The following is a 19,578-nucleotide window of genomic DNA, read 5'->3' as shown; positions in this document are numbered from 1 at the left end:
TATGCCTCGAACAATCATCGAAAAAATATGGGATCAGCATGTAGTCAAAAGCGGCGAGGGAAAACCAGACCTTTTATATATTGATCTGCACTTGGTGCATGAAGTGACATCACCTCAAGCATTTGAAGGATTAAGACAAAAAGGGCGCAAGGTGAGAAGACCTCAAAACACGTTTGCGACGATGGATCACAACATCCCAACTGTGAATCGATTTGTGATCAAAGATGAGATTGCTAAAAAGCAAGTGAGTGCCTTAGAGCGCAACTGTGCGGAATTTGGCGTTCGTCTTGCTGACCTTCACAGTGTTGACCAAGGAATCGTCCATGTCGTTGGACCTGAGCTTGGATTGACACTTCCGGGGAAAACAATCGTTTGTGGAGATAGTCATACATCAACTCACGGCGCATTTGGTGCACTTGCCTTTGGGATCGGTACTAGTGAGGTTGAACATGTACTTTCTACACAAACACTTTGGCAGCAGCGTCCGAAAACGCTAGAAATTAGAGTAGACGGAAAGCTTCAAAAAGGGGTAACCGCCAAAGATGTCATTTTAGCCGTCATTGGTGCGCACGGCGTGAAGTTCGGCTCAGGTTATGTCATTGAATACACTGGGGAAGTATTCAGAAACATGACGATGGATGAGCGGATGACCGTTTGTAATATGTCAATTGAAGCAGGCGCAAGAGCAGGATTGATTGCACCTGATGAAGTCACCTTCGAATATTGCCGCGGCCGCAAATATGCACCGCAGGGCGAAGACTTCGAAGCAGCTATTAAAGAATGGGAAGAACTTAGAACAGATCCAGGTGCAACCTACGATAAAACCATTGTATTAGATGGAAATCAGATTTCACCAATGGTTACGTGGGGAATTAACCCAGGAATGGTACTCCCTGTGGATGCATCGATCCCAGGACCTGAGGACTTTGCACAAGAAGATGATCAAAAAGAAGCGATTCGTGCTTATGAATACATGGGTGTCCATCCGCATCAGCGTATAGAAGATATTACGATTGAGCATGTCTTTATCGGCTCATGTACGAACTCAAGAATGACTGATTTACGCCAAGCCGCTTCTATGATTGAAGGACAAAAAGTAGCAGATCATGTCAGAGCGATTGTGGTGCCTGGCTCTCAAAGTGTCAAATTGCAAGCAGAAAAAGAAGGTCTTCATGAAATCTTCCTTGAAGCAGGATTTGAATGGAGAGAATCAGGCTGCAGTATGTGCCTTAGTATGAATAACGATGTGGTACCGGAGGGTGAACGCTGCGCGTCCACATCAAACCGTAACTTTGAAGGGCGTCAAGGGAAGGGTGCGAGAACGCATCTTGTCAGCCCGGCAATGGCTGCAATGGCTGCGATACATGGCCGCTTTGTCGATGTCAGGAAGTTTAATCAAGAGAAAACAGTCGTGTAAGGAGTTGTCATAGATGGAGCCTTTAGTCACTCATAAAGGGAAAGCCGCTGTGCTTAACCGTATCAATGTAGATACAGATCAAATTATTCCGAAGCAATTTTTAAAAAGAATCGAACGAACAGGATATGGCCGCTTTGCATTTTTCGACTGGCGTTATTTAGCCGATGGCAGCCCAAATCCAGATTTCGAACTAAATCAGCCGATCTATGAAGGAGCATCCATTTTGATCGCAGGAGAAAACTTTGGCTGCGGATCATCTAGGGAACATGCTCCTTGGGCGCTTGATGATTATGGCTTTAAAATTGTCATCGCACCATCATTCGCAGATATATTTCATCAAAACTGCTTTAAAAACGGGATGCTTCCAATTCGTCTTGATTATGATGTGTGGAAAACCTTCGCTGCGTCATATGAGAACAAAGGGTATGAGATGACGGTTGATCTTGAAAAACAGCAGATAGAAGATCACGAAGGGAATATCACCCCTTTTCAAGTCGACCCTCACTGGAGAGAAATGCTCCTAAATGGTTATGATGAGATTTCATTAACATTACTATTAGAAGATGACATTCAAGCATTTGAAGAAAAGCGCAGCAGCTGGCTGCGCGCTTAAGCAACGAGAAGCTGTCCGCCCGAGGTGTGACGGCTTCTTTTTTGCATGAAAACCTCTCGTTACTTGTGTTTACTTATCTTCGTTGGTAAACTGATAAAAAATATGCGCCCGAAAGGAACGTAAGCATGAAGCATGACAAGAAGAAAGATAATGTCATTTTGTTTCCTGGTCTGAAAGAAAGACTGATTGAAAAAGGAATGGCAGCATTAAAAGATAAACAGTATCAAGAGGCGCTTCACTTGTTTTCAGAAGCAAAATCGTATGATGACGATGAAGAATCCGATATTCACCTCGGAATGGCCATTTGTTTTCTGGAGCTGGGTGAGCTGCAGGATGCAAAGCGTGTTTGTGAAAAAATGCTGCATGAAGGATATGGTCACTATTTCACTGTGCTACAAGTGTATATGACGATCCTCATTCAGCTGAAAGAATATGAAGAAGTCAAACAGACGATTGAGGCTGTGCTCGAGGAAAACCACCTTCCAGCAGAAAGCGCGGAGCATTTTTACAAGCTGCTCGAATTTAGCAGAAAAATGATCGAATCACCTGAAGAGATTCTAGATGAAGATGAGGACGCCGGAAGTGAGATCAACATAGATGACATGCTGAAGCGGCCGGAAGAACAGGTACAGTTTATCCATTCGTTGAAAGACCGGAACATCACACCGCACATGGGTCTATTAAATACCATCTTACAAAACCCTGATGGGAACCCTTTGGTCAAATCAATGATCCTGCAGCTTCTGGCAGATCATGATGTGGCAAAGCCGGTTCATGTGACGAAATTCGGTGATTCTTTAACCCTTATTCCTTCTGAGGCTGTAAAGCCAGAGCAGATGCCGCTTCTCCAGCAAGTCCTTCGTATGCTCGATGACACGCTCGGCAATGAGAATCCGACCCTTTACCAAGGCGTGGAAGAGTTATGGCGCCGGCACTTATTTGTGCTGTATCCATTTCTTCCTAAATACACAGATCCGAGTCTTTGGGCAGCGGCACTTCATAAAGTCGGCTATGAAATGCATGGGATCGAGATTGAACTCGAAGAATTGCATTTATTGTATGAATTTAACGAACGAGAGCTGAGAGAAGCTTGTACAATGCTGAAAGATATTGAAGAAATTTCTTATTTGTAATTTGTCGATTTAGTTGAAAGACGGACTTGTTATGTTATAATATAATGGTTGTATTTGTGCATATATAGTGCAGTTGTCAGATTCCAACGGTTGAAAGACGATATGTATAATCAAGTCAAATGTTGTATACATAATGCAAGCTTCTTAGCGGAGTGCGTGGTTTTTGATTGGACGAAGTCTTTATGATGCTTTAGAATGGAGCAACGCACAATCTGAATAGATTTTTGGAGGGAAACACACATGTCAGTAAAATGGGAAAAACAAGAAGGTAACGAAGGCGTTCTAACTGTAGAAGTTGACGCTGAAACATTTAACAAAGCACTTGATGATGCATTTAAGAAAGTGGTTAAGCAAGTATCGATCCCTGGATTCCGTAAAGGGAAAGTACCACGTGGTCTTTTCGAGCAGCGTTTTGGTGTAGAATCTCTTTATCAAGATGCATTAGATATTCTTCTTCCAGTTGAATATCCAAAAGCAATCGACGAAGCTGGTATCGAGCCAGTTGACCGCCCTGAAATCGATGTTGAGAAAATCGAAAAAGGCGAAAGCTTAATCTTCACTGCAAAAGTAACAGTGAAGCCTGAAGTAAAACTTGGTGACTACAAAGGTCTTAACGTAGAAAAAGACGACACAGCTGTCACTGATGAAGATGTACAAGAAGAGCTAAAAGGTATGCAAAATCGTCAAGCAGAGCTTGTTGTCAAAGAAGAAGGCGCAATCGAAAATGGCGATACAGTTGTTCTTGATTTCGAAGGATTCGTTGATGGAGAAGCATTCGAAGGCGGAAAAGCTGAGAACTACTCTCTTGAAGTTGGTTCTGGTTCATTCATCCCTGGTTTCGAAGAGCAATTAGTTGGTCTTGAAGCTGGCGCTGAAAAAGACGTAGAAGTTACATTCCCAGAAGAATACCATGCTGAAGATCTTGCAGGTAAACCAGCTGTATTCAAAGTGAAAATTCATGAAATCAAAGCAAAAGAACTTCCAGCACTTGACGATGAGTTCGCTAAAGATGTTGATGAAGAAGTAGAAACGCTTGCTGAATTAACTGAAAAAACGAAGAAACGTCTTGAAGAAGCAAAAGAAAACGAAGCAGAAGGAAAACTTCGTGAAGAGCTAGTTGCGAAAGCTTCTGAAAATGCGGAAGTTGACATCCCACAAGCGATGGTTGACACAGAGCTAGACCGCATGATGAAAGAATTCGAACAACGTCTTCAAATGCAAGGAATGAACCTTGAGCTTTACTTCCAATTCTCTGGACAAGATGAAGATGCGCTGAAAGAGCAAATGAAAGAAGATGCTGCTAAACGCGTAAAATCTAACCTAACACTTGAAGCAATTGCTGCTGCAGAAAACTTACAAGTGTCTGACGAAGAAGTGGAAGAAGAACTTTCAAAAATGGCTGAAGCATACAACATGCCAATTGAAAATATCAAACAAGCGATCGGATCTACTGAAGCAATGAAAGAAGATCTAAAAGTTCGTAAAGCAATTGATTTTCTTGTAGAAAACCGTTAATATGGTGCATAATAATAAAACAGGGCGCGAGTGACTCGTGCCTTGTTTTGTACAATTTTTGACTTATCATCGCTTCTTTTGGAAACGATAGTGTAAGTCGCATCTTTCTGTCATACATATCTCAATGTGCAGTGTTAGAAACACATCGTTACCGTCTTTTAGGAAAGTATGGTAAAATGCATACATACTGGACCCAGAAAGGTAGCTGACTGTTAGCTACAGGCAAGTGAAGAAGAATAAGGGGTGAAAGAATGTTTAAATTCAACGAGGAAAAAGGTCAATTAAAATGCTCGTTTTGCGGAAAAACGCAAGATCAAGTGCGTAAACTGGTCGCAGGACCTGGCGTATATATATGTGATGAATGTATCGAGCTTTGCACGGAAATAGTTGAAGAAGAGCTCGGCACAGAGGAAGAAGTTGAATTCAAGGATGTTCCGAAGCCTCATGAAATTCGGGAGATTCTTGATGAATATGTCATCGGACAAGACAATGCGAAAAAATCCTTAGCTGTAGCGGTGTATAACCACTACAAACGGATCAATTCAAACAGCAAGATTGATGATGTTGAGCTTTCGAAAAGTAATATTTCTATGATTGGACCAACAGGAAGCGGTAAAACATTACTTGCTCAAACACTTGCACGTATTTTAAATGTTCCATTTGCGATCGCAGATGCTACATCATTAACTGAAGCAGGTTATGTTGGTGAAGACGTAGAGAATATTTTACTAAAGCTGATCCAGGCAGCGGATTATGATGTAGAAAAAGCGGAAAAAGGCATTATCTACATCGATGAGATCGATAAAGTAGCAAGAAAATCAGAAAACCCTTCTATCACTCGCGATGTATCTGGGGAAGGCGTCCAGCAAGCCCTTTTGAAAATTCTTGAAGGAACAGTCGCTAGTGTACCGCCTCAAGGTGGACGTAAGCACCCGCATCAAGAATTCATTCAAATTGATACGACGAATATCCTCTTCATTTGTGGAGGAGCCTTTGACGGGATTGAGCAAATCATCAAACGCCGCTTAGGTCAAAAAGTAATTGGATTCGGTGCGGAAAATAAAGTCGAAGATCTTGAAAAAGAAGTCCTTCTATCAAAAGTACTGCCAGAAGACTTGCTTCGCTTCGGTTTAATTCCAGAATTCATCGGCCGCCTGCCGGTTATTGCAAGCCTAGAGCCGTTAGATGAAAAAGCACTTGTAGAAATCTTGACGAAGCCTAAAAATGCGCTTGTTAAGCAATATACAAAAATGCTTGAGCTTGACGATGTAGAGCTTGAATTTGAAGAAGATGCTCTTAGCGAAATTGCGAAAAAAGCAATTGAGCGTAAAACAGGGGCTCGTGGTCTTCGCTCGATCATTGAAGGCATCATGCTTGATGTCATGTTTGACCTTCCATCTCGTGATGATATTGAAAAATGTGTCATCACTGGTGCAACGGTTGCTGATGGTGAGCCGCCGCGTCTTGTGCTAAAGGATGGCACAGTCGTCAATAAAGATACAAAAACATCTGCATAAGAGAAGTTATCACTCCTGAATCATTTTGATTCAGGAGTTTTTTATTTATCGCAGAAGACGTGTTTATTCCGTCCAGCTCTAGGAAATACTAGCAGACAGAAACCAATACATACGATAGATGAAGGAGGGAGCACCGATTGAGCTGGACAGGAATCGTATTATTTATACAGCTGTTCTTTGGTATCGTCATCGGGCTGTACTTTTGGAACTTACTGCGTAATCAGCGCACACAAAAGGTGACGATAGACAAAGAATCAAAAAAAGAAATGGAAGCACTCAGAAAGATGCGGTCAATCAAGCTGAGTGAGCCTTTATCAGAGAGAGTCCGGCCAAAGGGATTTCAAGATATTGTAGGGCAGGAAGACGGCATTCGTGCTCTAAAAGCAGCGCTGTGCGGACCGAATCCTCAGCATGTCATTGTCTACGGACCCCCGGGTGTTGGTAAAACAGCCGCTGCCCGTCTAGTCATGGAAGAAGCGAAACGTCATGCTGATTCACCGTTTAAGAAAGATGCGGTATTTGTAGAGCTCGATGCCACAACCGCAAGATTCGATGAACGAGGTATCGCAGACCCACTCATTGGTTCCGTGCATGACCCGATTTACCAAGGGGCAGGAGCGATGGGACAGGCCGGCATACCGCAGCCAAAACAAGGAGCCGTTACGCATGCTCATGGCGGGGTTCTGTTTATCGATGAAATTGGCGAACTGCATCCGATTCAAATGAACAAAATGCTGAAAGTCCTTGAAGATCGGAAAGTATTTTTAGACAGTGCTTACTACAGTGAGGAGAACACTCAAATTCCGAATCACATTCATGACATTTTTCAAAATGGACTTCCGGCTGATTTTCGATTGATAGGTGCCACGACAAGAACACCAGAAGAAATTCCACCAGCGATTCGATCGAGGTGTTTGGAAATTTTCTTTAAGGACCTTGACCAGCATGAACTGAAAATTGTCGCTGCTAAGGCTGTCCAGAAAATCCAAAAGGAATTATGTGATGAAGGGCTGAACCTGTTAACCTCTTATGTGAAAAATGGCCGTGAAGCAGTCAATATGGTGCAGATCGCTGCTGGAATGGCCGTCACAGAAAACCGAAAAGACATCACGATCGCCGATGTCGAGTGGGTCATTCACTCAAGCCAGCTGACACCAAGATATGAACAAAAAGTACCGGAAAAGCCAAAAGTCGGTGTAGTGAATGGTCTGGCTGTCTACGGACCAAACAGCGGAGCCTTGCTCGAGATTGAAGTGAATATATGTAAGGCACTCGAAAAAGGAAGTATCAACATTACAGGCATTGCAGAAGAAGAAAGCATTGGCAGTCAGTCTAAATCTATTCGACGAAAAAGTATGGCAAAAGGATCAGTTGAAAATGTATTAACAGTGCTGAGAAACTTGGGCATACGGACAAATGAATATGACATCCATATTAATTTTCCAGGCGGTGCCCCTATTGATGGACCGTCTGCTGGGATTGCCATGGCGGCGGCGATTTTCTCTGCCATTCATCAAATCCCGATTGATCATCTGACAGCGATGACAGGTGAAATTGGATTGCAGGGTCAGGTGAAACCGATCGGCGGTGTGATACCGAAGATTAAGGCGGCGAAACAGGCTGGTGCCACAACCGTGATTATTCCTTATGACAACCAGCAGTCGATCTTAAAAGAGATTGAAGGGGTCACCATTGTGCCTGTGAAGCACTTCCAAGAGGTGCTGGATCAGTGTTTGGTCAACCCGCCAGACGAGAAGAAAGATGGACTAGAAGAGGAAATGAAAAGAAAATCTGTTTAATCCCCATCACATATGGGGATTTTTTAGTGAAATAGATCTTTTTTTCTTTTTCAAGATAAAAAGAAAGGGTATACTACGGTAAGATCATCATTTCTCAAGTCTTTTACATTGTACAAGACTGAAACAGGTATATTATAATGATTCATACTAGTGACGGAGGTGTCAATCAACATGGCAGATGAAATCAAAAAGAATGTTCCGCTCCTTCCACTGCGAGGCTTGCTTGTTTATCCAACAATGGTCTTGCATTTGGACGTTGGACGCGAGAAGTCTGTTCAAGCTTTAGAACAGGCGATGATGAACGATCATATGATTTTTCTAGCAACACAGCGGGAAATTTCAATAGATGAACCAGGTGAAGAGGAAATTTTCAAAGTCGGCACCTACACAAAAATCAAACAAATGCTGAAGCTGCCGAATGGAACGATTCGTGTACTCGTTGAAGGCTTAAATCGAGCGCAGATCGAATCATACGTGGAGCTTGAGGACTATACGTCCGTCGATATTAAAGAATTGGCAGAAGAAGAATTAAAAGACGCAGAAGCAGAAGCACTCATGCGCACTTTGTTAGATCACTTTGATCAGTACATAAAAATTTCAAAAAAAATCTCAGCTGAAACATATGCAACGGTGACGGATATTGAAGAACCGGGGAGAATGGCAGATATCGTCGCTTCTCACCTGCCGCTCAAGTTAAAGGACAAGCAAGAAGTGCTGGAAACAGTGGATGTCAAAAAACGTCTGAATCGCGTCATCAGCTTAATCCACAATGAAAAAGAAGTGCTGGAAATTGAAAAGAAAATTGGACAGCGCGTCAAACGTTCAATGGAACGAACGCAAAAAGAATATTATTTGCGTGAACAAATGAAAGCCATTCAAAAGGAGCTTGGAGACAAGGAAGGAAAAACAGGCGAAGTCAGTTCATTAATGTCTAAAATTGAAGAGTCCAGCATGCCGGATTCTGTTCGTGAAACGGCGTTAAAAGAATTGAACCGTTACGAAAAAATTCCTTCAAGCTCTGCGGAGAGCTCTGTCATTCGAAATTATATTGATTGGCTGATCAATCTCCCATGGGGCATCTATACAGAAGATCGTCTAGATTTAAAGCTTGCAAGTGAAATTTTAGATGATGAGCATCATGGGCTGGAGAAAGTCAAAGAACGTGTGCTTGAATACCTTGCTGTACAGAAGCTGACCAATTCATTAAAAGGACCGATTCTTTGCTTAGCAGGACCTCCTGGGGTAGGGAAAACGTCACTTGCCAAATCGATTGCTAAATCACTTGACCGAAAGTTTATCCGTATCTCTCTTGGCGGTGTGCGTGATGAATCTGAGATTCGTGGACATAGAAGAACATATGTAGGGGCGATGCCAGGCCGTATCATTCGCGGGATGAGTAAGGCAGGCACTATGAATCCAGTGTTTCTTTTAGATGAAATCGATAAGATGTCCTCTGATTTTAGAGGTGATCCGTCTTCTGCGATGCTTGAAGTGCTGGACCCTGAGCAAAATCACAACTTTAGCGATCACTATATTGAAGAGACATTTGATTTATCGCAGGTGTTATTTATTGCCACTGCCAACAATTTAGCAACCATTCCAGGTCCACTTCGTGATAGAATGGAGATTATCACGATTGCAGGGTATACAGAGGTTGAAAAAGCAGAGATTGTGAAAGACCATCTTCTGCCGAAGCAGCTAAAGGAGCACGGATTAAAGAAAGGGAACTTGCAGCTTCGTGAAGCCGCGATTTATGATACGATTCGCTATTACACAAGAGAAGCGGGTGTTCGTGGATTAGAGCGTCAGCTTGCGGCCATTTGCCGGAAAGCGGCAAAAGCGATTGTGGCTGAAGACCGCAAACGCATCACAGTGACGGAAAAGAACTTATCTGAATTTCTCGGAAAAAGACTTTACCGTTATGGTCAGGCTGAAACGACAGACCAAGTGGGGGTTGTCACAGGACTTGCGTATACGACTGTTGGCGGAGATACTTTATCAATTGAGGTATCACTTTCGCCTGGTAAAGGCAAGCTCTTGTTAACAGGTAAGCTAGGTGATGTCATGAGAGAATCTGCACAGGCGGCATTCAGTTATATTCGATCCAAAGCAGATGAACTGAACATTGATCCTAATTTTAATGAAAAGCACGATATTCATATCCATGTTCCAGAGGGTGCGGTTCCAAAGGACGGGCCATCAGCTGGTATCACCATTGCGACGGCTCTTGTATCAGCACTCACAGGACGTCCTGTGTCAAAAGAGGTTGGTATGACAGGAGAGATAACGTTAAGAGGAAGAGTGCTTCCGATTGGCGGACTAAAAGAAAAAGCATTAGGCGCACATCGTGCAGGATTGAAAACCATTATTCTTCCAAAGGACAATGAGAAGGATATTGATGATATTCCTGAAAGTGTGAGAGAAGGACTAACCTTTATTCCGGTCTCACATTTAGATGAGGTGCTTGAGAAAGCGTTGGTAGGAGAGGGAAGATGAAAGTAACAAAATCAGATATCGTCATTAGTGCGGTGAAACCAGAGCAGTACCCGAGCGGCGGGCTGCCTGAAATCGCGCTTGCTGGACGATCAAATGTTGGAAAGTCCTCGTTCATCAACTCATTGATTAATCGTAAAAATTTAGCGCGTACGTCTTCTAAACCAGGTAAGACACAGACGCTTAATTTCTACATTATTAATGATATGCTCCATTTTGTGGACGTTCCGGGCTACGGCTTTGCCAAAGTATCAAAAACAGAGCGCGAAGCCTGGGGGAGAATGATCGAAACGTATATTACAATGCGTGAAGAATTAAAAGCAGTTGTCCAAATTGTGGATCTGCGCCATAAGCCATCAGTAGACGATGTGAACATGTATGAATTCCTTAAATATTACGGAGTTCCCGTGATCGTCATCGCAACAAAAGCGGATAAAATTCCAAAAGGCAAATGGGAAAAACATGCGAAAGTCGTCAAACAGACGCTCGACATTGACCCATCAGATGAACTCATCTTATTCTCTTCTGAAACAAAAAAGGGAAAAGACGAAGCCTGGAATGCGATCCTTGCGAAAGTAAACGGCTAAAAAAAGCATCTGCCATGAGCAGATGCTTTTTTATTGTATAAGTTATTTCCTTTTTAAAAATAATAAGAGGAGACTGACAGCAATCAGTACATAAGGCCAGTACAATTCAAAGCCAGAAGTAGGAATCGAAAGGGAACTTAGCTGTTTTGTAATTTGCTGAAAGAAATAAAGGAACAGACCGAGTGCGATCAGCAAAACACTTTCAATACGATATTCTTTTTTCTGAGATGATTTCACAAAGAGTGCAAGTCCTACGATGAACACAATCATTGTAAATGTGTCTGGCCAGTGGTCCAATTTAGGCTGAAGAATAAAGTGTAGCGAAAGGCCTGTCATAAGCATACCGATAAACACATGAGCGCTTTCTTGCTCCTTCTTTCCTTGATATAAAAAAGCGAGACCAAAAAGCAGTACAAGTGTATACCATTTCTCTTGATCCTTCCAAATGTCAAATTGACCTCCTGAGAGAATGGCATATAGCGCTACAGCCAGTAAAGTAAGCGGCAGCAAAATGGATTTCTTCTTCAAAGATGTCACCTTCTTTTAAGCAGATCATTTGTCCGCACGCGCCAAATCTGGTAAATTGCTTGAAGTGATGATATGGCATAAACAGTGTCGAACATTTTTCTACTATATCACAACATTTTTGAAATCTGTTCACAATTTTTATCCAGTTAAAAATGAATATATGTTATAATCATTATAAATAATAAATTCTATATTGTAATTATTATAAATTAGACAGGGCGTTGGGGGTGCAAGCTGAAGTTATGCATATTCTTGTTGTGGGTTTAGATTATAAAACAGCCCCTGTTGAGATACGGGAACAGCTGAGCTTTGAACCGAGTGAGCTCGGAACAGCGATGTCCAAGCTTAAAGAAGAAAAAAGCATTCTAGAGAATATCGTCATCTCAACATGTAATCGAACAGAGATCTACGCAGTAGTAGATCAGCTTCATACTGGACGGTTTTATATAAAAAGATTTTTAGCCGATTGGTTCGGTTTAGAAAAGGAAGATGTCTCTCCTTATTTGAAGTTCTATGAAAACGATGGAGCGGTTGAGCATTTATTCCGTGTGGCCTGTGGACTTGATTCCATGGTCATTGGTGAAACGCAAATACTCGGTCAAGTACGCTCCAGCTTTAAAGTAGCTCAAGAGGAGAAGACCATTGGTACCGTTTTCAATTATTTATTTAAACAGGCGGTAACCGTTGCAAAACGCTCTCATGCTGAAACAGATATTGCGTCTAATGCCGTATCTGTCAGCTATGCAGCTGTTGAGCTTGCCAAAAAAATCTTTGGACGTCTTTCTGATAAGCATGTCCTGATTCTTGGTGCGGGCAAAATGGGCGAACTGGCGGCTCAAAACCTTCAAGGTCAAGGAATCGGCCAAGTAACGGTCATCAATCGAACGTTTGAGAAGGCAAAGGAATTGGCCGGTCGTTTTTCAGGAGAGCCTAAGAGCTTAAACCAATTAGAAAAAACATTATCCGAAGCAGACATTTTAATCAGCTCAACGGGTGCGAAACAATTTGTCATTACAAAAGAAATGGTCGAAAGTGCGAATAAAAAGCGGAAGGGCAGACCTCTATTTATGGTAGATATAGCTGTACCACGTGATTTAGATCCAGCCATTTCTGAAGTAGAAGGTGCTTTTTTGTATGACATTGATGACCTTGAAGGCATCGTGGCTGCCAACTTAAAAGAGCGCCGTGCAGTAGCTGAGCAGGTCGAGCTCCTGATTGAAGCAGAAATTGTGGAATTTAAGCAATGGCTGAATACGTTAGGTGTTGTTCCGGTCATTTCTGCACTTAGAGAAAAGGCACTCACAATTCAAGCCGATACGATGCAGAGTATTGAGCGGAAGCTTCCAAACCTCACAAACCGTGAAATGAAGCTGTTAAATAAACATACGAAAAGCATCATCAACCAAATGCTGAAAGATCCTATCTTAAAGGCAAAAGAAATTGCCGCGGAGCCGAATGCAGAGGAAAAGCTTTTACTCTTTAAAGAAATCTTTGATTTACAGGTTGAAGATGAAGAGCAAAAGGTCGAATCTGCGCAGGTGGAGCAAGGATCATTTCAGCTGTTCAAACCAAATATGGCACAAGGCTTTGCTACAGTTGCCAGTGAGTGATTAAGCGATGATGGAATCCATTGTAGCGAGACTCAATGAAGCAACGATCTTAATCTATGCACTAAGTGTCTTGTTCTATTTCATAGATTTTCTTCAACACAACCGGAAGGCTGGAAAAATGGCTTTCTGGTTGCTTTCTATTGTCTGGCTGCTGCAAACAGTCTACATGTTCTATATTATGATGGAAACAGACCGATTCCCTGTGTTGAATGTAGCAGAGGGGTTATATTTTTATACGTGGGTGCTTGTGACACTTTCTCTTGTCCTCACAAAGGTATTGCGCGTTGAATTTATTGTCTTTTTTACAAATGTGATCGGTTTTTCCATGATGGCGATTCACACCTTTACACCATCTGACCTCCATTCAGCAGAACTAACGGGGAAGCTCACGAGTGAACTGCTCGTGATTCATATTACGATGGCGATTTTATCCTACGGTGCCTTTTCACTTTCATTTGCGTTTTCACTGCTTTATCTCTTTCAATATCGTTTACTGAAAAAGAAAAAATGGGGAAAATGGCTTCTGAGAATTGAAGACTTATCAAAGCTCGATCATATGGCGTACGTATTAAACATTATTGGTGTGCCAATGCTCTTGCTTAGTTTAATTCTTGGCATCATTTGGGCATATATTTCGTATGATACGTTGTACTGGACAGATGCAAAGGTGCTTGGTTCGTTTATTATGCTGTTTTTATACGGCTTTTACTTATATATCAGATTGGTGAGAAATATGCAGGGCAAAATCGTGGCACTATGGAATGTCGCTTCATTTCTTGTGCTGATGATTAATTATTTTCTGCTTGGTAGCTTATCAACCTTTCATTGGTTTCAATAATGATGAGTCTTAAAGGCATTGTCGGGAGGAAGACGTATTGCGTACAATTAAAGTAGGTTCTAGACGAAGTAAGCTGGCAATTACACAAACAAAATGGGTCATTCAAAAGCTGTCTGAACTAAACCCTTCTTATTCTTTTGAAATAAAAGAAATTGTGACAAAGGGTGATCAAATTTTAGATGTGACCTTATCTAAGGTTGGCGGAAAAGGACTGTTTGTTAAAGAGATCGAGCAGGCGATGCTGAATCATGACATCGATATGGCGGTGCACAGCATGAAAGATATGCCGGCTGCTCTTCCGGAAGGTTTAGTGATTGGCTGTATTCCTGAGCGTGAAGATGTGCGGGATGCACTTATTTCGAAGGATCATCTGAGTCTTAGCGAACTGCCTAAGGGCGCAATTGTGGGAACGAGCAGCTTACGGCGCAGCGCCCAGCTTCTTCAGGAGAGACCAGATCTTGAGATTAAATGGATTCGAGGAAACATTGATACGAGATTGGAAAAGCTGAAAAATGAAGAGTATGATGCCATTATTCTAGCGGCTGCCGGTCTGTCCAGAATGGGATGGAGCAAAGAGGTCGTGTCGGAATTCTTATCTCCTGAGACGTGCCTTCCTGCCGTTGGACAAGGCGCGCTGTCGATTGAGTGCCGCGGGGATGATGAAGAGCTACTTAAGCTTCTCGCCCAATTTACGAATGAATATACGAAGAAAACGGTCCTCGCAGAAAGAGCCTTCCTCAAACAAATGGATGGAAGCTGTCAGGTGCCGATCGCCGGCTATGCAACGATGAATGAGCATAATGAAATTGAACTAACAGGTCTTGTTGCATCTGCTGATGGGCACACGATTATTCGAGAAACCGTCACAGGCACTGACCCTGAAGCCATTGGAACAGCGTGTGCGAAGCAGATGGCCGATAAGGGAGCAAAGGATTTGATCGACAAGGTGAAAAAGGATCTGTCTCAATGAGCATAGGCAAATCGCTTCACGGACAGACGGTGCTTGTCACTCGAAATGAACGTCAAGCGGGCGTGTTTCAGCAAAAGATCGAAGCGCTGAACGGCCATGCGGTTTTAACCTCTCTTATTCGGTTTGAGGCTACGCTCACAAAAGAAAAAGCGCAGGCCTTTTTAAAGGACTTACAAAATAGCCATTGGCTTGTTTTCACGAGTGTGAATGGTGCGTCTTTTTTTCTGAATTACATAAAAGACCATCATTTACATAAGAGCTTAACCCATTTGAAAGTGGCTGCTGTAGGAGAGAAAACCTCTGCCTATCTTGAGCAGCACGGCTTGAAGGTGGATGTGGTGCCAGAACGATTTATAGCGGAAGAGCTGGCAGATGCATTACTTGATCATGTACGCCCAGGAGAGCGTGTGTTTGTAGCAAAAGGGCATCTGTCACGAGATGTGGTGAAAGAGACCTTCATTCCGCTCGGCATAGAGGTAAAAGAATGGATTTTATATGAAACAGTCAAGGATGAGGAAGGAATTGCTGCTCTCAAATCAGCAATGACAAAGCAATCATTTGATTTTATTACATTTACGAGCTCATCCACTGTTCATTCTTTTATGCATGTGATGGAACCAGACGCAGCGATGCTGGCTGCATCTGACACCTGTTTTGTGACGATCGGTCCTCTGACAAAAGAGGCACTGCTTCAATACGGGATTTCTTCTGAAACCCCAGATACTTATACGATAGACGGAATGCTAGATTTAATGTGCCGTTTATCTGAAAGGAAGTTGAACCATTGATGAAATTTAACAGACACCGCAGATTGCGGACAAGCGCAGGAATGAGAGAATTAGTCAGAGAAACCTTTTTAAGACCATCTGATTTCATTTACCCGATCTTTTTTGTAGAGGGAGAAAATGTACGAAAAGAAGTCTCTTCAATGCCGGGTGTATATCACATTTCTGTAGACCTTGTGAAAGAAGAAGTTCAAGAGCTTGTTGATCTTGGCATCAAATCGATCATTGTATTTGGTGTGCCGGATCATAAAGATCATGTAGGCAGTGAGGCGTATCACGATCATGGCATTGTTCAAAGGGCAACGCTTGAGATCAAAAAGCATTTCCCAGAGCTCGTGGTCATTGCAGACACTTGCTTATGCCAATATACAGATCACGGACATTGCGGAATCGTTGAAGATGGAGAAATTTTAAATGATGAATCTCTTCAGCTATTAGCGAAAACTGCTGTCAGCCAAGCGCGTGCAGGTGCAGATATCATCGCGCCTTCAAATATGATGGACGGATTTGTTGTTGCTATTCGTGAGGCACTTGATGAAGCAGGCTTTATTCATGTACCTGTCATGTCATATGCGGTGAAATATGCAAGTGCTTTTTACGGTCCGTTCCGTGATGCGGCACATAGTACACCGCAGTTTGGAGATCGTAAAACATATCAAATGGACCCTGCAAACCGTTTAGAGGCTCTAAGAGAAGCGCAATCTGATGTAGAAGAGGGAGCTGACTTCTTGATTGTCAAACCATCTCTTTCTTACTTAGACATTATGCGTGATGTGAAAAATGAATTTACACTCCCTGTTGTTGCTTACAATGTGAGCGGAGAGTATGCGATGGTGAAAGCCGCTGCTCAAAATGGCTGGATTTCTGAAAAAGAGCTTGTTCTTGAAATGCTGACAAGCATGAAACGTGCAGGAGCAGAACTCATCATTACGTATCATGCAAAAGATGCAGCAAAATGGCTCTCAGAATAAAGAACGGATAGACAGGAGGACGTTGAAATGGGACATAGCTATGAAAAATCAAAGCAAGCATTTGAAGAAGCACAGCATTTAATGCCTGGTGGTGTCAACAGCCCTGTACGTGCATTTAAATCAGTCAACACAGACCCGATTTTTATGGAACGAGGCAAAGGTGCCAAGATCTATGATATTGATGGGAATGAATACATCGATTATGTCTTATCATGGGGACCGCTTATTTTAGGACATACAAATGACCGTGTCGTTAAAAGCATTCAGCGAGTAGCGGAAAATGGGACAAGCTTCGGTGCTTCTACGTTAGTTGAAAATGAATTAGCTAAGCTTGTATCAGAACGGGTTCCTTCCATCGAAGTTATTCGTATGGTCAGCTCTGGTACAGAGGCGACGATGAGTGCACTTCGTCTAGCTCGCGGTTTTACAGGCAGAAATAAAATTGTGAAATTTGAAGGCTGCTATCATGGCCACGGTGATTCTTTGCTCATCAAAGCGGGTTCTGGAGTGGCGACGCTTGGACTGCCGGATAGTCCTGGTGTTCCTGAAGGGACTGCAAGCAACACAATCACAGTACCGTACAATGATTTAGAAAGCATTCAAGTTGCTTTTCAAGAATTTGGAGACGATATCGCGGGTGTCATTGTAGAACCGGTTGCAGGAAATATGGGGGTTGTCCCTCCGCAAGAAGGTTTCTTGCAAGGGCTGAGAGACATCACGGAGCAATATGGATCATTACTTATTTTTGATGAGGTCATGACAGGCTTCCGTGTGGATTATCACTGCGCGCAAGGCTATTTTGGCATCACACCTGATCTGACGTGCCTTGGTAAAGTGATTGGAGGCGGTCTTCCGGTCGGTGCTTATGGCGGAAGAGCGGATATTATGAGACAAATTGCGCCAAGTGGTCCAATTTATCAAGCAGGAACGTTATCTGGTAACCCTCTTGCGATGACAGCAGGCTTAGAAACTCTAAAACAGTTGACACCTGAGTCTTATGAAGAATTTAAACGAAAAGGTGACCGTTTAGAAGAAGGCATTTCGAAAGCGGCAAAAGCATACGGAATTCCATTAACGTTTAACCGTGCGGGTTCCATGATCGGATTCTTCTTTACAAATGAAGAAGTGATCAATTATGACAAAGCGAAAACAGCTGATCTTGCTTTATTCGCTGAATTTTACAAGGAAATGGCCGATCACGGCATTTTCCTCCCGCCTTCTCAATTTGAAGGACTATTCCTGTCAACAGCTCATACAGATGAAGACATCGAATATACAATTGAGACAGTGGAAAAGGTTTTTCAAAAACTACGTCGATAAAACAAAAGGCCGATATGGAGACATATCGGCTTTTTTGCATTGGAGAAAACCAATCATATTTTCACTTCTTCCCTCATACAACTGTATTGACATCTAATTTTATTTTTTAAGGATTAGATGAAAGGAGGACACCGACTTGTCTCAAAACAATCGATTACAGTTTTCGGTAGAAGAATCCATTTATTTCAAAAGCGGACAGGAAGTCAGTGAGCTGCTGTCAATTTCTCTCGACCCTGACATTCTCGTTCAAGAAGTGAATGATTATGTTTCCATTAGAGGTTCACTCGAGCTAACAGGAGAATACAACATAAATCAAGAGGAGCTATTGGGTGAATTGAGTTCCTTTCCAACATACAGGGAAGCAGATGAGGTAAAGGTCAGAGAAGACGGAACGGCGGAGCTTCTGCATCAATTTCCAGTCGATATCACCATTCCGAAGAACAAAATTAGTCATTTAAATGATGTGTTTGTGTTTATTGATGCGTTTGATTACCAGCTGACAGAGAATCGTTTGCTCACCATTCAGGCTGATTTAGCCATTGAGGGCTTGTTAGACGAGGAAACGCCTGAAGCGCCTGTAGAGGAGCCATATGAATTTGTCCATCGTCCTGAAGAGGATTATGGCGATATGGCCTACGATTATCAGTTGCAGCCGGAACAAGAAGAACAAGAAGAGCTGCAAAGCGAAGAACGTGAGCATGATGAGAATCAGCCTGTATTCCAACATGACACGCGCGCGGAGCAAGAGGAACAGGAAGTGCAGGAAGAACAAGAAGAACAAGAAGAGGAAGAAGAAATTAAGATAGAGCTGGTGAGGGAAGTGGCGGAAACGCCCGAAGAAACGCCCGAAGAAACGGAAGAACAAGAAGAGCCGGAACAGCCTAATAACCAAGAAGAAGCGGCGGCGTCTGGCTATCGATCTATTCCTGAAGCTCAGGTGCAGGAACCGCCATTTTTTGAACCGCCAAAGCTTTTAGAAGAAGAGGACCGAGAAGATCCGTTCTTTGAAGTGGAAGTGAGAAAGGATCCGGAAGCTGCTGAAGAGCAGGAAGAAACGGTACAGTCGTATCCGGCTTTTGAAACACCTGCTGATCAAGTGGAACCTGAGCATGAGGCGCACGATGATGAATATCAGCTCGGGCGCTTATATGAACGGGAAGCACCTAAAATATATGAGTCAGCTCAAGAAGAAGAGGAGCTTGAAGAAGACGTGAGAGAAACGTCTGGCAGTGAGAACTCTCTTTATTTAACAAAGCTGTTCGCTAAGCAGGAGGAGGAAGATTTTTCCCGCATGAAAATATGTATAGTGCAGCAAGAAGATACGGTCGATCGTATTTGTGAGAGATATCAGTTGAATGTGCAGCAGCTTCTTCGCACAAACTCATTATCGATGGATGCGGAGCTTGAGGAAGGGCAGATTCTTTATATTCCTGAATATCAAAAAAGCAATGCATAGCAAGCGATGACTGACCGAGAAAATGT

The 19,578-nt window shown here is 42.7% G+C and carries 16 protein-coding genes; 15 read left to right on the top strand and 1 reads right to left on the bottom strand.

All coding sequences use genetic code 11. The annotated features are described in order from the left end of the window. Position 1 precedes the first annotated feature (1 nt). The 8 genes from leuC (at position 2) to yihA (ending at position 11,074) form a co-directional block, all read left to right on the top strand. Complete coding sequence (gene leuC / locus MHB69_RS12615; protein ID WP_025092482.1) at positions 2-1,417, top strand: 3-isopropylmalate dehydratase large subunit; 1,416 nt, start codon at positions 2-4, stop codon at positions 1,415-1,417. 13 nt (positions 1,418-1,430) lie between these two features. Then, positions 1,431-2,030: a 3-isopropylmalate dehydratase small subunit gene (leuD, locus tag MHB69_RS12610; RefSeq protein WP_024423183.1), complete on the top strand. Its 600-nt coding sequence runs from the start codon at positions 1,431-1,433 to the stop codon at positions 2,028-2,030. Between the two features lie 125 nt (positions 2,031-2,155). After that, positions 2,156-3,163, top strand: coding sequence for a DNA damage checkpoint antagonist DdcA (gene ddcA / locus MHB69_RS12605; protein WP_034279801.1), 1,008 nt, complete (start codon positions 2,156-2,158; stop codon positions 3,161-3,163). A gap of 240 nt (positions 3,164-3,403) precedes the next feature. Further along, positions 3,404-4,678, top strand: coding sequence for a trigger factor (gene tig / locus MHB69_RS12600; RefSeq protein ID WP_034279803.1), 1,275 nt, complete (start codon positions 3,404-3,406; stop codon positions 4,676-4,678). A gap of 251 nt (positions 4,679-4,929) precedes the next feature. Then, positions 4,930-6,195 (top strand): ATP-dependent protease ATP-binding subunit ClpX, encoded by a 1,266-nt coding sequence (clpX, locus tag MHB69_RS12595; RefSeq protein WP_024423180.1) that lies wholly within the window; start codon positions 4,930-4,932, stop codon positions 6,193-6,195. 137 nt (positions 6,196-6,332) lie between these two features. After that, positions 6,333-7,994: an ATP-dependent protease LonB gene (lonB, locus tag MHB69_RS12590; RefSeq protein WP_024423179.1), complete on the top strand. Its 1,662-nt coding sequence runs from the start codon at positions 6,333-6,335 to the stop codon at positions 7,992-7,994. 171 nt (positions 7,995-8,165) lie between these two features. Beyond that, positions 8,166-10,490 carry an endopeptidase La gene (gene lon, locus MHB69_RS12585; RefSeq protein WP_034279805.1) on the top strand — a complete coding sequence of 775 codons (2,325 nt, stop codon included), beginning with the start codon at positions 8,166-8,168 and terminating at the stop codon, positions 10,488-10,490. Next, positions 10,487-11,074, top strand: a complete 588-nt coding sequence (gene yihA / locus MHB69_RS12580; RefSeq protein ID WP_024423177.1) for a ribosome biogenesis GTP-binding protein YihA/YsxC — start codon at positions 10,487-10,489, stop codon at positions 11,072-11,074. Before lon ends, yihA begins: the two co-directional genes overlap by 4 nt. A gap of 42 nt (positions 11,075-11,116) precedes the next feature. Here the strand turns inward: yihA and MHB69_RS12575 are convergent, their stop codons facing one another. Further along, positions 11,117-11,602: a hypothetical protein gene (locus tag MHB69_RS12575; RefSeq protein WP_342495619.1), complete on the bottom strand. Its 486-nt coding sequence runs from the start codon at positions 11,600-11,602 to the stop codon at positions 11,117-11,119. 242 nt (positions 11,603-11,844) lie between these two features. Here MHB69_RS12575 and hemA point away from each other — a divergent pair, with 242 nt between their 5' ends. From hemA to MHB69_RS12540, 7 genes are all read left to right on the top strand, one after another. After that, the gene (hemA, locus tag MHB69_RS12570; protein ID WP_034279810.1) at positions 11,845-13,212 is read left to right on the top strand and encodes a glutamyl-tRNA reductase; all 1,368 of its coding nucleotides are present in this window, start codon (positions 11,845-11,847) and stop codon (positions 13,210-13,212) included. A 7-nt stretch (positions 13,213-13,219) separates the two neighbouring features. After that, positions 13,220-14,050, top strand: coding sequence for a cytochrome c biogenesis protein (locus MHB69_RS12565; protein WP_024423174.1), 831 nt, complete (start codon positions 13,220-13,222; stop codon positions 14,048-14,050). 37 nt (positions 14,051-14,087) lie between these two features. Further along, on the top strand, positions 14,088-15,020 hold the full coding sequence (hemC, locus tag MHB69_RS12560; RefSeq protein ID WP_024423173.1) for a hydroxymethylbilane synthase: 933 nt from the start codon (positions 14,088-14,090) through the stop codon (positions 15,018-15,020). Continuing rightward, on the top strand, positions 15,017-15,808 hold the full coding sequence (locus MHB69_RS12555; RefSeq protein ID WP_342495618.1) for a uroporphyrinogen-III synthase: 792 nt from the start codon (positions 15,017-15,019) through the stop codon (positions 15,806-15,808). Before hemC ends, MHB69_RS12555 begins: the two co-directional genes overlap by 4 nt. Beyond that, positions 15,808-16,776 (top strand): porphobilinogen synthase, encoded by a 969-nt coding sequence (gene hemB / locus MHB69_RS12550; protein WP_029706177.1) that lies wholly within the window; start codon positions 15,808-15,810, stop codon positions 16,774-16,776. Before MHB69_RS12555 ends, hemB begins: the two co-directional genes overlap by 1 nt. Positions 16,777-16,803: 27 nt before the next feature. Next, entirely contained in the window at positions 16,804-18,096 is a 1,293-nt protein-coding gene (gene hemL, locus MHB69_RS12545; RefSeq protein ID WP_342495617.1) for a glutamate-1-semialdehyde 2,1-aminomutase, read from the top strand. A gap of 136 nt (positions 18,097-18,232) precedes the next feature. Then, a complete protein-coding gene (locus tag MHB69_RS12540) occupies positions 18,233-19,552 on the top strand; it encodes a LysM peptidoglycan-binding domain-containing protein (protein ID WP_342495616.1) in 1,320 nt (439 codons plus the stop codon). Positions 19,553-19,578 lie beyond the last annotated feature (26 nt).

Origin of the sequence: Bacillus sp. FSL K6-0994 (genome assembly GCF_038630815.1) — a bacterium.
In the GTDB taxonomy this organism is placed as follows: Bacteria; Bacillota; Bacilli; order Bacillales; family Bacillaceae; genus Bacillus; species Bacillus safensis.
This window is presented reverse-complemented; position numbering and strand designations above follow the sequence as displayed.